The organism is Streptomyces sp. NPDC060031, from assembly GCF_042736805.1.
Taxonomy (GTDB): Bacteria; Actinomycetota; Actinomycetes; order Streptomycetales; family Streptomycetaceae; genus Streptomyces.
Genome location: NZ_JBHWVM010000010.1, coordinates 62,248 through 75,766, shown reverse-complemented (window position 1 = coordinate 75,766; position 13,519 = coordinate 62,248). Strand labels below are relative to the sequence as shown.

The 13,519-nt window shown below is 71.1% G+C and carries 13 protein-coding genes; 6 read left to right on the top strand and 7 right to left on the bottom strand.

The genetic code is table 11. The features are described 5' to 3' along the window. Positions 1–85: 85 nt before the first annotated feature. Genes ACFWB8_RS06570 through ACFWB8_RS06555 form a run of 4 tightly spaced genes read right to left on the bottom strand, consistent with a single transcriptional unit; the run spans position 86 to position 3,693 of the window. Complete coding sequence (locus ACFWB8_RS06570) at positions 86–766, bottom strand: response regulator (protein WP_385223331.1); 681 nt, start codon at positions 764–766, stop codon at positions 86–88. Next, positions 763–1,944 carry a sensor histidine kinase gene (locus ACFWB8_RS06565; protein ID WP_385223329.1) on the bottom strand — a complete coding sequence of 394 codons (1,182 nt, stop codon included), beginning with the start codon at positions 1,942–1,944 and terminating at the stop codon, positions 763–765. The genes ACFWB8_RS06570 and ACFWB8_RS06565 overlap by 4 nt, the downstream gene beginning before the upstream one ends. Beyond that, the gene (locus tag ACFWB8_RS06560) at positions 1,941–2,630 is read right to left on the bottom strand and encodes a glycerophosphodiester phosphodiesterase (protein WP_385223328.1); all 690 of its coding nucleotides are present in this window, start codon (positions 2,628–2,630) and stop codon (positions 1,941–1,943) included. The genes ACFWB8_RS06565 and ACFWB8_RS06560 overlap by 4 nt, the downstream gene beginning before the upstream one ends. A gap of 37 nt (positions 2,631–2,667) precedes the next feature. Next, positions 2,668–3,693 carry an adenosine deaminase gene (locus tag ACFWB8_RS06555; protein WP_385223326.1) on the bottom strand — a complete coding sequence of 342 codons (1,026 nt, stop codon included), beginning with the start codon at positions 3,691–3,693 and terminating at the stop codon, positions 2,668–2,670. Positions 3,694–3,803: 110 nt separating this feature from the next. Here ACFWB8_RS06555 and ACFWB8_RS06550 point away from each other — a divergent pair, with 110 nt between their 5' ends. Beyond that, positions 3,804–4,490 (top strand): hypothetical protein, encoded by a 687-nt coding sequence (locus tag ACFWB8_RS06550; RefSeq protein WP_385223324.1) that lies wholly within the window; start codon positions 3,804–3,806, stop codon positions 4,488–4,490. A gap of 19 nt (positions 4,491–4,509) precedes the next feature. Here ACFWB8_RS06550 and ACFWB8_RS06545 read toward each other — a convergent pair whose 3' ends face one another. From ACFWB8_RS06545 to ACFWB8_RS06535, 3 genes are all read right to left on the bottom strand, one after another. Next, entirely contained in the window at positions 4,510–6,120 is a 1,611-nt protein-coding gene (locus ACFWB8_RS06545) for a TROVE domain-containing protein (protein ID WP_385223322.1), read from the bottom strand. Between the two features lie 450 nt (positions 6,121–6,570). Next, positions 6,571–6,984: an NUDIX hydrolase gene (locus ACFWB8_RS06540; RefSeq protein ID WP_385223320.1), complete on the bottom strand. Its 414-nt coding sequence runs from the start codon at positions 6,982–6,984 to the stop codon at positions 6,571–6,573. Continuing rightward, complete coding sequence (locus ACFWB8_RS06535) at positions 6,981–7,535, bottom strand: NADAR family protein (protein ID WP_385223318.1); 555 nt, start codon at positions 7,533–7,535, stop codon at positions 6,981–6,983. Before ACFWB8_RS06535 ends, ACFWB8_RS06540 begins: the two co-directional genes overlap by 4 nt. Positions 7,536–7,729: 194 nt before the next feature. On the opposite strand from ACFWB8_RS06535, the gene ACFWB8_RS06530 reads away from it, so the two are divergent. The 5 genes from ACFWB8_RS06530 (at position 7,730) to ACFWB8_RS06510 (ending at position 13,499) form a co-directional block, all read left to right on the top strand. After that, a complete protein-coding gene (locus ACFWB8_RS06530) occupies positions 7,730–9,244 on the top strand; it encodes a gamma-aminobutyraldehyde dehydrogenase (RefSeq protein WP_385223422.1) in 1,515 nt (504 codons plus the stop codon). A 47-nt stretch (positions 9,245–9,291) separates the two neighbouring features. Continuing rightward, positions 9,292–10,542 (top strand): spermidine/putrescine ABC transporter substrate-binding protein, encoded by a 1,251-nt coding sequence (locus ACFWB8_RS06525; RefSeq protein WP_385223316.1) that lies wholly within the window; start codon positions 9,292–9,294, stop codon positions 10,540–10,542. An 85-nt stretch (positions 10,543–10,627) separates the two neighbouring features. After that, entirely contained in the window at positions 10,628–11,779 is a 1,152-nt protein-coding gene (locus tag ACFWB8_RS06520) for an ABC transporter ATP-binding protein (protein WP_385223314.1), read from the top strand. Beyond that, the gene (locus ACFWB8_RS06515; protein ID WP_385223312.1) at positions 11,776–12,705 is read left to right on the top strand and encodes an ABC transporter permease; all 930 of its coding nucleotides are present in this window, start codon (positions 11,776–11,778) and stop codon (positions 12,703–12,705) included. Before ACFWB8_RS06520 ends, ACFWB8_RS06515 begins: the two co-directional genes overlap by 4 nt. Continuing rightward, positions 12,705–13,499 carry an ABC transporter permease gene (locus tag ACFWB8_RS06510; RefSeq protein ID WP_385223310.1) on the top strand — a complete coding sequence of 265 codons (795 nt, stop codon included), beginning with the start codon at positions 12,705–12,707 and terminating at the stop codon, positions 13,497–13,499. Before ACFWB8_RS06515 ends, ACFWB8_RS06510 begins: the two co-directional genes overlap by 1 nt. Positions 13,500–13,519 lie beyond the last annotated feature (20 nt).

The window sequence follows — 13,519 nt, the reverse complement described above, 5'->3', positions numbered from 1 at the left end:
CACAGGGGTCATCGCGGATCACCAACAAGAGGGGTCTTCACCGGTACGACAACTCACCACCCAGAGGGAGCCGACACGCCGACACTCACTCCCCAGAGGGAGTACCCGCCGCGATCAGACCCGTCTCGTACGCGCAGATCACCGCCTGGATCCGGTCCCGCAGCCCCAGCTTCGCCAACAGGTTCCCCACGTGCGACTTCACGGTGTGCTCGCTCACCACCAGCGCGGCCGCGATCTCCGCGTTCGACAGCCCCCGCCCCAGGTGCAGCAGCGTCTCCCGCTCCCGCGCCGTCAGGACCTCGAGCCGCTCGGCCGACAGCTCCCGCCCGGCCGCCGGCCGCGCCGTCGCCGCCGTGTACTCCTCGATCAGCCGACGTGCCACCGAAGGCGCCAGCAGGGACTCGCCCGCCGCCACCACCCGTACGGCATGCACCAGATCGTCCCGCCGTACGTCCTTGAGCAGGAACCCGCTCGCCCCGGCGTGCAGCGCCTCGTACACGTACTCGTCCGAGTCGAAGGTCGTCAGCATCACCGTCCGGCAGGAACTCGTCCCCGAGATCGTCCGACAGGCCTCGATGCCGTCCAGCACCGGCATCCGGATGTCCAGCAGCGCCACATCGGGCCGCAGCGAGCGGACCGCCTCGACGGCCGCCGCCCCGTCCCCGGCCTCGGCCACGACCTCGATGTCGTCCTGGCTGTCCAGGATCATCGCGAACCCGCTGCGCACCAGCTCCTGGTCGTCGGCCACCACCACACGGATCGTCAATTCCCCACCTCCAGCGGCGAGGTTACAAGCAGTGCGCGCAGCGAGAAGCCCCGCCCGTCGGGCCCCGGACCGGACTCCGCCGTGCCGCCGTGCGCCGCCGCCCGCTCCCGGATCCCGATCAGCCCGTGCCCGCCCTGCCCGCCGGATCCGGCCCGCGCCGCGGGCCCCCGCCCGTCGTCGGCCACCGTGATCGTCAGGTCCCGCGCCGTGTGGTGGAGCCGTACCGCCACCCGCCCGGCCCCCGCGTGCTTCACCACGTTCGTCAGCGCCTCCTGCACGATCCGGTACGCCGTCGTGTCCACCGCCGGCGACAGCGCCCGTACCTCGCCCGTCTCCTCGTAGGAGATCTCCGGCCCGCCCATCCGCACCCGGTCCAGCAGCGCCGGCAGCCCCCCGACCCCCGGCTGGGGCTCGCGCGGGGCGGGGCCGTCCTCCCGCAGCACGCCCAGCATGCTCCGCAGTTGCGCCATCGCCTCCCGGCCCGTGTCCGCGATCGCGTCGAAGGCGGCCTCGGCCCGCTCCGGGGCCCGCCGTACCGCCACCGGACCGGCCTCCGCCTGCACGATCATGATGCTGACCGCGTGCGAGAGGATGTCGTGCATCTCCCGCGCGATCCGCGCCCGTTCCCGCGCGGCCGCCTGCTCCGCCTCGATCCGGGTGGCCCGTTCCAGCTGCGCCGCCCGGTCCTCCACGGCCGAGGTGTACGCCTGCCGCGTGTACTGCAGCCGGCCCAGCGCGTACGCCGCCGCAGTGACGAAGAGGGTGAAGAGCAGCTCGCGCGCCGTCCCCGTGTTCCAGCCCACCGACAGGGCGACCGCCGCGGCCGAGAGCAGCCCCACGGCCGTCCGGACCCGCGCCGTGCACAGCAGCGCCACCGTGTAGAAGGCGATGAGACCCGCGTACGGAAGCGGCTGTCCCGGCCCGTCCAGTGTCATCTTGTACACGCCGCCGACGGCCAGGACGGCGACGAGCACCGCCACCGGAGCCCGGCGCCGCCAGATCAGCGGGAGCACGGCGAGCGCGGTCATCCCGTACGAGCCCCAGTCCGCGGGCGGCAGCTCGGCCGAGCGGGGCACCACGAAGGGCATGGTGACGGCCAGTTGCACCAGCAGCGTCAGCCCGAGGTCCTGCCACCGCGGATCGGCGCGGCGGACCCGCTCGCCGAGGGCGCGTATCACCGGCGGGACTCGGCCCGCACCGCGGCCAGCGCGTCCAGCCGGTTCGTGGTCACGGAGTCGACTCCGGCCGCGATGACCGCACGCATCGCACGCTTGGTGTCGGGGGTCCAGGCCGACACGAGCAGCCCGTCGCGGTGGACCGCGTCCGTCAGCTCCCGGCTGACCAGCCCGAAGCGGTAGTTGAGCCAGGCCGGCGTCACCGCGTCGATCAGCACCCGGCGCGGCGGTGACAGCGTCGTCCAGGTCAGGGCGATCTCCGCGCCCGGATCGGCCGCGCGCACCGACAGCATGGTCTTCGGCCCCGCGCAGTAGTACGCGCGCTCCCGCGCCCCGCACTCGCGGACCTGGCCGACGACGGTCCGTACGTCCTCGTAGGCCGCACCCGGCAGGTCGATCATCACCCGGCCCGCGCCGGCGGCCATCAGGGCTTCGCGCAGGGTCGGAACCCCGCCCTGCGTCAGCTCCTTGAGCTGCGGGGCCGTGACCGCGTCGATCCGCACGTCATGGCCCCACAGCCGTTGCAGCGTCTCGTCGTGGAGCAGGACGGGCGCCCCGTCGCGGGTCAGCCGCACGTCGATCTCGACGGCGTCCGCCCCGCGGGCGTAGGCGGAGCGGATCGAGGCCAGGGTGTTCTCACGGACTCGGTACGGATCGCCGCGGTGGCCGACGGCAGTCAGGGTGCGCATGGCCCCATTCTCAGGGGCCGGAGGGATCGGGGGGAGGTCAGCGCGCCAGCCATTCGGCGGTGTAGGCGTCGATCTCCTCGCTGAGCCGGGCCTTGCCGGCCGGGTCCAGGAAGGAGGCCTCGACGGCGTTCTTCGCGAGGGCGGCGAGACCGCGCTCGTCGAGGTCCAGCAGGCGGGCGGCCACCGCGTACTCGTTGTTCAGGTCGGAGCCGAACATCGGCGGGTCGTCGCTGTTGATGGTGACGAGCACGCCGGCCCGCACCATCTCCTTGACGGGGTGCAGGTCGAGCTCGCTCACCGCGCGCGTGGCGATGTTGGAGGTCGGGCAGACCTCCAGCGCGATGCGGTGCTCCGCGAGGTACGCGAGGAGCTCCGGGTCCTGGGTGGCGCTGGTGCCGTGGCCGATGCGCACGGCGCCCAGCTCGCGGATGGCGTCCCAGATGGTCTCCGGGCCCGTGGTCTCGCCGGCGTGCGGCACGCTGTGCAGGCCGGCGGCGCGGGCGGCGTCGAAGTACGGCTTGAACTGCGGGCGCGGCACGCCGATCTCGGGGCCGCCGAGGCCGAAGGAGACCAGGCCCTCGGGGCGCAGGTCCAGTGCGAGGCGGGTGGTCTCGGCGGCGGACTCCAGGCCGGCCTCGCCGGGGATGTCGAAGCACCAGCGCAGGACGACCCCGAGTTCGGACTCGGCCGCCTTGCGGGCGTCCTCGATGGCCTCCATGAAGGCGTGCTCGTCGATGCCGCGGCGGGTGGAGGAGTACGGGGTGATGGTCAGTTCGGCGTAGCGGATGTTCTGCCGGGCCATGTCACGGGCGACCTCGAAGGTCAGGGTGCGCACGTCGGCCGGGGTGCGGATCAGGTCCACGACGGAGAGGTAGACCTCGATGAAGTGCGCGAAGTCCGTGAAGGTGAAGAAGTCGGCGAGCGCCTCGGGGTCGGTGGGGACCTTCGAGTCGGGGTGGCGGGAGGCGAGTTCGGCCACGATCCGCGGGGAGGCGGATCCGACGTGGTGGACGTGCAGTTCGGCCTTGGGCAGCCCCGCGATGAAGGGGTGCAGATCGGTCATGGAAGTGCCTCCGGAGGGACGCTGGTGCGGGCAGGTCGGCCATCATCGTAGGCAGGCCGGTGACTGTCGGTGGCACCGCTTAGCATGGCTGTACGAGAGGGGGGCGCCGCATGACCGATCAGAGCCCTGAGCCGAGGGACCCGTGGGCGCCGCCGGAGCAGCCGGCCGTGGATCTGGGCAAGGCCCAGGCCGCGCCGGGCGTGTCGGGGGCACAGCCCGTGCACGACCAGCCGACGATCGCCGGTATGCCCGGCGCCGAACCGGCGGCGTCCGGGCCGGCGTCCGGCCCCGCGCCGATGTCCGGCCCCGCGCCGGTCACCCAGCCCATGACCCCGCCCGCGTACGGGTACCCGGCCCAGCCCGGCCCGGCCGGATACGCCTACCCCGGACCGCCTCCCGCCCCGCAGGGGTACGGGTACCAGGGCCACCCGGGGTATGCGGGATACCCGGGCCACGTCCCGTACCCGCCCTACGGGGCGCCGCAGCCGAGCAACGGCTTCGGCATCACCGCGCTCGTGCTCGGCATCCTCTCGGTGGTCGGGTGCGTCACCAGCTTCATCGCGGTCGCGCTCGGCATCGGGGCGGTCGTCTTCGGCGCGCTGGGCCGCGGCAAGGCCACCCGCGGGCAGGCCACCAACGGCGGGATGGCGCTGGCGGGCATCATCCTGGGCGCGATAGGCATCGTCCTGGGCGGCCTCATGCTGGCGATGGCGATAGCCGGCTTCATGGGCGCGGACTCGGACAGCGGCCCGGGGTACGACCCGTCCTCCAACTCGCGGTTCCAGGAGAGGGTCTGACCCCGGGCCCGCGCCGGCCTCACGCCGCCCAGGGCCAGTCGGCGTCCTGACCGTTCTCGATCAGGGTCACCATGCGGAAGGCGGCGTCCGTCAGCCCCCCGAAGGTGTGCCGCGCGCCGGAGCCGGAAGGCGCGTGGCCCACCCGGTACCCGGCCAGGTTCCAGGTGTAGACCGGAACCGTGGCCGGAACCAGATCCGTCGGGTCGCCGTCGGAGTGGTAGGTGGCCTGCTCGTCGGTGACGATCAGGACCCGCTCGTGCCCGTTGTAGTGCCGGCGCACGGCCTGCGCCGTGTAGGTGCCCCCGAGGTTCTCGAACCTCTCCAGCACCTTCAGTACGGACTCGCCGCGGCGGTACGGCACGTCCTTGCTGGTGGTACCGAACTGCACCAGGTCCGCGTCCTCGGCACGCAGCGCGAGCGCCGCGCCGAAGACCGCCGCCGCGTCCGCCCGGTTGAGCTCGGAGCGCTCCGACAGCGGGGACCACATCGAACCGGACCGGTCCACGAGGACCAGCGTCCGGCCGGGCAGCGCGGGCACGTTGGCCAGCGAGTGGCCGAGCGCCTGCTCGAGGGGGTACGCCCAGCGCAGCGAAGGCGCGTGCCGGTAGGCCGCCAGGTAGCGGAAGGGGAACTGCCGCGACCGCGCGACGACCTGCGGATCGCTGACCTTGGCGGCCACCTGCGCGGCCACCGCGTCCGAGACCCCGGCCTGGTCGAAGTTGCGCAGGTTCCGCAGCAGCGCCATCGCGCCCATGGACGGGATGACCGCCTCCCAGGCGGCCGCGTCCATCGGGCCCTGCAGCCAGCCGGCCAACGCCTCCCAGGTCATGCCCGCCTCGGCGAGCCGCTCCGCGCCGTCCGGGGCCGTGACCACGGCGCGGCGCTGCGCCACCGGCAGTTCCATGAGCGCGCGGTGGGCGACGAGGGTGCGGTTGCCGGCCGGCGCCGCGGCGGTTTCCGGGTGGTGCCGGCGGTCGAGGGCGTGGCGGAACAGCTCGCCCTGCCATGCCTTGGCCGGGTCGGGGGAGGCGTGCACGAGGTTGAGGACGTCGCCGAAGCGGTACCCCCGTCGGGCAGAGGAAGTGTCGTACTTCAACAGCGAGGTGCCGGTGTACAGGCGGCGCACGGCGTCGGCGATGCCGCGCTTGACGGGCTTGGGCACGTTGCGCCCGTAGGTGGCCGTCCAGTACGCGAGCAGCTCGCCGGGCTCGTCCGCGCGCCGCAGCACGCAGTCCACGACCTGCCGGTTCGAGGGCCCGTCGGTGGCGCCCGCGTCGAGGCGCGCCTTGACGTACTCGGCGGCGCCGACGAGCGAGGCGGTGCGCATGTTGCCGTCGCCCCGCAGCCAGCCCAGGAGCCCCGCGGTCCACTGCGGGTCCTCGACGGCGAGGGTGCGCACGAGCGCGGCGAACCGGTCGTCGCGGGCCTCGCCGCTCTCGTAAGCGGTCCGCTGCGACACGAAGTTGGCGACGGCGAGCAGGAAGAGCTCCGAGCGCGGGTCGCGCACGAAACCGCGGCTGCCGTGGTGGTTGGCGGCCCGGCGGCCGTCGGAGCGTACCGGCGAGGCGGGTGCGGTGGCCGAAGCCGTCGCGGGCGCCGCCTTGGACCGGCGCAGGTTGAAACGAGCCATGTGAATCCCCCCGAATTCAAAGGAAGCAGGGGGAGGCGGTGCGTGCGGGATGCCCGAGATCAAAGTCGGCGACGGACTGTGTCGACTGCTCTGCCAAGCTGAGCTACCGGCCTGAGCCGGGCGGGATTCGAACCCGCGACCCGTTGATCCGGAAGTAACCGTTGCCTGCGCACCGGGCATCCCGCACGCGGCCTCCCGAGATCAAGGTGGCGGCGGCCTGGTTTCGTGGAGGAAGGAGCCGCAGCCGGCGCACCGGGAGGTGCGTGATGTAGGTGTCCAGAGATCGAGGTCGGTGAAACCACAAGGTGCTCTACCAACTGAGCTACACCGACCCGAAGCCGATGACGGGACTCGAACCCGCGGCCGCCCCATGAGAAGTGGAAGTAGGTCTCGCCTTCGCACCTGGACGAGTCCCACATTAGGCGGCGGTTTTCGGGCGCCGCCACGCAATTAAACGGGGGCCGCCGACAGCAGCGTGGGCACCATCACCGACCCGCCGTCCGTGCCGCGCGACAGCGGGACCCATATCAGCCCCACCATGCGCGGACAGTCGCACTCCATGCCGGGATCGATTCCCAGCCGCGGCTCGCCCTCCGCCACGTCCACGCGGTAGCAGGACGTCCAGCCCGAGGGGTACGGCGCCTCGTACGCGTACCGCACCCCCAGGGCGTGCAGGCCGGTCTCCTCCGCCACCTCGCGCCGGACCCCGTCCTCGGGGAGCTCGCCCTCCTCCAGGCCGCCGCCGGGCAGGGTCCAGTACTCCGGCCCGTCGTGCCGCCCGGCGGGCCCCTTGCCGCGCTCCCGGACCATGAGCACGCAGCCGTCGCGGATGATCACGGCGGCCACCCGGCGCCGCTCCGTCACGCGGCGCTCTCCCGCAGCCGGTCGCGGGCCTCCATCAGCGCGAAGCCCAGCAGGTTCAGCCCGCGCCAGCGGGCCGGGTCCAGGGCGCGCTCGTCGTCGGGCGGCAGCCCGATGCCCCAGATCCGGTCGAGCGGGCTGGCCTCCACCAGCACCCGGTCCCCGGTGGTCAGCAGGTACGAGCGCAGCGCGGGCGTCGAGCCGAACTTGTGCACGCTGCCCTCCACCACCAGGGCGAACCGCTCCCGCTCCCATATCGCGTCGTCGAAGCCGCGCACGAGGCGCCCGGCCTTCTTCGCCTCGGCCGGAGTGCTCGCCTCCAGCACGGCCCGCTCCGCCTCCGCGTCACCGAACAGCCGTGCCTTCCCGGCCATCATCCAGTGCTCGGCCGTGGCATACCGGACATCACCCACAGTGAAAGCGGACGGCCACCACTGGCTGAGACAGCTCGGTCCGAGCTTCCCGTCGGGCCGCGGACGGTGTCCCCAGAACGGCAGGAACTTCACCCGCTCACCACGGCTGACCTGCTTGATCAGCTTGTCGATCATCTCCATGCACGCGAGTCTGGCACCCGCCACTGACACTTCGTACGGGATTTCCGGTGTGCCTCGACACATGGTCGACCGATTCCGTCGCGTAATCAAAAGGCAACAACGGAATCACTTGGCCGAGGGGGCCACCTCTGTCAGGATCGGCAGTCAATTCGAGCTGTAGCTCGAACTGTAGCTACGGAGAGCGTGAGAGCGTGATGGGCAACCGCTTCCAGGTCAAAGACCGCTTCGCGGACGGCGCGCAGTACATCGACGGGCAGCTCAGAGCCGGCACCTCGGGGCGGTCACACACCGTGATCGACCCCGCCACCGGTGACGAGGTGCTCACCTACGAGCTCGCGAGCACGGCGGACGTGGACGCGGCCGTCGCGGCCGCCAAGAGAGCCTTCCCGGCCTGGTCCGCGGCCACCCCCGGCGAGCGCTCCGACGCGCTGCACCGGCTGGCCGCCGTACTGGCCGCGCAGGCGGAGGACTTCGCGTACGCAGAGTCGCTCCAGTGCGGCAAGCCGATCAAGCTGTCGACGGAGTTCGACGTACCGGGCACCATCGACAACACCGCCTTCTTCGCGGGCGCCGCACGCCACCTCCAGGGGCAGGCGGCGGCCGAGTACTCCGGGGACCACACCTCGTACGTACGCCGCGAGGCCATCGGCGTCGTCGGTTCCATCGCGCCCTGGAACTATCCGCTCCAGATGGCCGCCTGGAAGATCCTTCCGGCCATCGCCGCGGGCAACACCATCGTGCTCAAGCCCGCCGAGCTCACCCCGCTGACCTCCCTGATGTTCGCCCAGGCGGCCAAGGAGGCGGGCCTGCCCGACGGCGTGGTCAACATCGTCACCGGCGCCGGCCGGGACGCCGGCGAGCACCTGGTCGGCCACCCCGACGTGGTCATGACCTCCTTCACCGGTTCCACGGCCGTCGGAAAGCGCGTCGCCGAGATCGCGACCGCCACCGTCAAGCGGCTGCACCTGGAGCTCGGCGGCAAGGCGCCCTTCCTGGTCTTCGACGACGCCGACCTGGAGGCCGCCGCGCACGGTGCCGTCGCCGCCTCGCTGATCAACACCGGCCAGGACTGCACCGCCGCCACCCGCGCCTACGTCCAGCGCCCCCTGCACGACGCTTTCGTGGCCCGCGTGGCGGAGCTGATGGAGAGCGTCCGGCTCGGCGACCCCTTCGCGGCGACCACCGACCTCGGCCCGCTGGTGTCGCACGCCCACCGTGACCGCGTCGCCGGTTTCGTCGAGCGCGCCCGCGCGTACGCCACCGTGGTCACCGGCGGTGAGATCCCCGGCGGGGACCTGGCCGAAGGCGCGTACTACCGGCCCACCCTGATCGCCGGCGCCGCCCAGGACAGCGAGGTGGTCCAGTCCGAGATCTTCGGCCCGGTCCTCGTCGCCCTGCCCTTCGACACCGACGACGAGGGCATCGAGCTGGCCAACGACACCCCGTACGGTCTCGCCGCCTCCGCCTGGACCCGCGACGTGTACCGGGCGAACCGCGCCACCCGCGAACTCAAGGCGGGCTGTGTCTGGGTGAACGACCACATTCCGATCATCAGCGAGATGCCGCACGGCGGCTACAAGGCGAGTGGCTTCGGAAAGGACATGAGCTCGTACTCCTTCGAGGAGTACACGCAGGTCAAGCACGTGATGTACGACAACACCGCGGTCGCCGCGAAGGACTGGCACCGCACGATCTTCGGGGACAGATAGCCGGCCACCGCCCGACCAGCGGTACACCTCCCGAAAGGGCACAGCGCATGGAGCAGTTCGAGCCCGACCGCCTCTCGGCGGCGCAGTACGCAGCGATGCGGCGCAGCCTCACCAGCGGGCGCGGCGCCCTCACCCGCCGCTCGCTGCTGCGCGCCTCCGGAGTCGGAGCGCTCACCCTCGGCGGCCTGTCCGCCCTGAGCGCCTGCGGCATTCCGCCCGCCAAGCGCTCGGGCGACACGGCGGTGGCCTCCGACGACCATTCGGCACAGGAGAAGGAAGTCAACTTCTCCAACTGGACCGAGTACATGGACACCAGCGACGACGAGAAGACCCGTCCCACGCTGGAGGAGTTCACCAAGCGGACCGGGATCAAGGTCAAGTACACCGAGGACATCAACGACAACGTCGAGTTCTTCGGCAAGATCCGCCCGCAGCTCGCGGCCGGCCAGGACACCGGGCGCGATCTGATCGTCGTCACCGACTGGCTCGCCGCCCGCATCATCCGCCTCGGCTGGGCGCAGAAGCTGGACCCGTCCAACCTCCCGCACGCCTACGCCAACCTGATCCCGCAGTTCCGCAACCCCGACTGGGACCCGGGCCGCGCCCACAGCTACCCGTGGACCGGCATCGACACCGTCATCGCCTACAACTCCAAGGCCACCGACGGCAAGAAGGTCGACTCCGTCACGCAGCTGCTGGACGACCCCTCGCTCAAGGGCCGGGTCGGCTTCCTCACCGAGATGCGCGACACCGTCGGCATGACCCTGCTCGACCAGGGCAAGGACCCGGCGACCTTCACCGACGCCGATTTCGACGAGGCCGTCGGCCGGCTCCAGAAGGGCGTGGACAAGAAGCAGATCCGCCGCTTCACGGGCAACGACTACACATCGGACCTCGACAAGGGCGACCTCGCCGCCTGTCTGGCCTGGGCGGGCGACGTCATCCAGCTGCAGGCGGGCAACCCGGACATCAAGTACGCGATCCCGGCGCCCGGTTACATCACCTCCAGCGACAACCTGCTGGTCCCGGCCCAGGCCCGGCACAAGGCCAACGCCGAGAAGCTCATCGACTACTACTACGAGCCGCCGGTCGCCGCCCAGCTCGCGGCCTTCATCAGCTACGTCTGCCCGGTCGAGGGCGTCAAGGACGACCTCGCGAAGATCGATCCCGCCCTCGCGGACAACCCGCTGATCGTCCCGGACAAGGCGATGGCCGCCAGGGCCCACGCCTTCCGCTCCCTCACCGGCGAGGAAGAGACGGCGTACGAGGAGAAGTTCGCCAAGCTCATCGGAGCCTGACGGGTCCCGCCGCCCCCACCGGCACCCGTACCCGCACCCCCGCGCTCCGCCCCCCTCCGACGACACACACCGAAGGCCCAGGCCCATGACTGACAAGACCGCGGGCGGCGACGTCCGCCTCGCCGGGATCAGCAAGCACTACGGCACCTTCACCGCCGTGCAGCCGCTGGATCTCACCATCCCCCAGGGCTCCTTCTTCGCCCTGCTCGGCGCCTCGGGCTGTGGGAAGACCACCACCCTGCGCATGATCGCCGGCCTGGAGGAGCCGTCCACCGGCACGGTCCACCTCGGCGACCGGGAGGTCACCGACCTGCCCCCGTACAAGCGCCCGGTCAACACCGTCTTTCAGAGCTACGCGCTGTTCCCGCACCTGAACATCTACGAGAACGTGGCCTTCGGACTGCGCCGCCGCGGAATCAAATCCGTCAAGAAGCAGGTCGACGACATGCTGGAGCTGGTCCAGCTCGGCCAGTTCGCCCAGCGCAAGCCGCACCAGCTCTCCGGCGGCCAGCAGCAGCGCGTGGCCGTGGCCCGCGCGCTCATCAACCACCCGCAGGTGCTGCTCCTCGACGAGCCGCTCGGCGCCCTCGACCTCAAGCTGCGCCGCCAGATGCAGCTGGAGCTCAAGCGGATCCAGACCGAGGTCGGCATCACCTTCGTGCACGTCACGCACGACCAGGAGGAGGCCATGACCATGGCCGACACGGTCGCCGTGATGAACGGCGGCCGCGTCGAGCAACTGGGCGCCCCCGCCGAGCTGTACGAGAACCCGGCCACCACCTTCGTCGCGAACTTCCTCGGCACCTCCAACCTCATCGAGGCGGAGGTCCTGGAGGCCGGCTCGGCGGACGTCACCGTCAGCTCGGCGGGCACCACGCTCCGGCTGCCCGCCGCGCGATGTTCGACCACACCCCGCGCCGGCGGAAAGCTGCTGGTCGGGGTGCGTCCCGAGAAGATCTCCCTGGTCCACGCGGACGAGGAGGACTCCATCGCGGCGGGCCGCAACAAGGTCGCCGGCAAGATCGCCGACTCCTCCTTCATCGGCGTCTCCACCCAGTACGTCATCGACAGCCGGGTCTGCCCCGAGCTGGAGGTGTACGCCCAGAACATCGAGCGGGACCCGCGCCTGGTCCCCGGCGCCGAGGTCATCCTGCACTGGAACCCGGAGCACAGCTTCGGCCTCGACGCGGCCCAGGACATCGACGCGGGCATCGAGACGGTGGAGGAGAGCGCGTGACCGCCACCGCGGCGCCCCCGCAGACCTCCGCCCCGGCGCATCCCCCGGTCCACCGGCCGTCCCTGCGCAAGCGCCTGATCCCGTACTGGCTGCTGCTCCCCGGCCTCCTGTGGCTGCTGGTCTTCTTCGTGCTGCCGATGGTCTACCAGGCCTCCACCTCGGTGCAGACAGGTTCCCTCGAAGAGGGCTTCAAGGTCACCTGGCACTTCCAGACCTACTGGGACGCCTTCACCGAGTACTACCCGCAGTTCCTGCGCTCCCTGCTGTACGCCGGCACGGCCACCGCGCTGTGCCTGCTGCTCGGTTATCCGCTGGCCTACCTGATCGCCTTCAAGGCGGGCCGGTGGCGCAATCTGCTGCTGGTGCTGGTCATCGCCCCGTTCTTCACCAGCTTCCTGATCCGCACCCTGGCCTGGAAGACGATCCTGGCGGACGGCGGCCCGGTGGTCGCCGCCCTCAACAAGGTCGGCTTCCTGGACGTCACCAGCTGGCTCGGCATGACCGAGGGCGACCGGGTGCTGGCCACGCCGCTCGCGGTCGTCTGCGGTCTCACGTACAACTTCCTCCCCTTCATGGTCCTTCCGCTCTACACCTCGCTGGAGCGCATCGACACCCGCCTCCACGAGGCGGCCGGGGACCTGTACGCCCGCCCCGCCACGGTCTTCCGCAAGGTGACCTTCCCGCTGTCGATGCCGGGCGTGGTCTCCGGGACCCTGCTCACCTTCATCCCGGCGAGCGGCGACTACGTCAACGCCGAGCTGCTCGGCTCCACGGACACCCGGATGATCGGCAACGTCATCCAGTCGCAGTACCTGCGGATCCTCGACTACCCGACGGCGGCCGCGCTGTCCTTCATCCTCATGGCCATCGTGCTGATCATGGTCACCATCTACATCCGCCGAGCGGGGACGGAGGACCTGGTCTGATGCGTTGGCTTCGCCGCAACCTCGTAGTGATCGCCGGTCTCGGCACGCTCGCCTACATGATCCTGCCGAACGTCGTCGTCACGGTCTTCTCCTTCAACAACCCCACCGGGCGGTTCAACTACGCCTGGCAGGAGTTCTCGCTCGACGCCTGGAAGGACCCGTGCGGGGTCGCCGACCTGTGCGGCTCCCTCTCGCTCTCCCTCCAGATAGCCCTGTGGGCCACCATCGGCGCCACCGTCCTCGGCACCGCCATCGCCTTCGCGATGGTGCGCTACCGGTTCCGGGCGCGCGGCGCGGTCAACTCGCTGATCTTCCTGCCGATGGCCATGCCCGAGATCGTGATGGCGGCCTCGCTGCTCGCGCTCTTCCTCAACATGGGCATCCAGCTGGGCTTCTGGACGATCCTGATCGCCCACGTCATGTTCTGCCTCAGCTTCGTCGTCGCCGCCGTCAAGGCGCGCGTCCTGTCGATGGACCCGCGGCTGGAGGAGGCCGCGCGCGACCTCTACGCCGGACCGGTGCAGACTTTCGTACGGGTCACCCTGCCGATCGCGGCGCCCGGCATCGCGGCGGGCGCGCTGCTCTCCTTCGCGCTCTCGTTCGACGACTTCATCATCACCAACTTCAACTCGGGCAACACCGTCACCTTCCCCATGTTCGTGTGGGGATCGGCCCAGCGCGGTACGCCTGTGCAGATCAACGTCATCGGCACGGCGATGTTCGTCATCGCGGTGCTGGTGGTCCTGGCCGGCCAGATGGTCGGCAACCGCCGCAAGAAGGCACAACCGAAGTAGACCCCTGTAGGGAGTTGGAA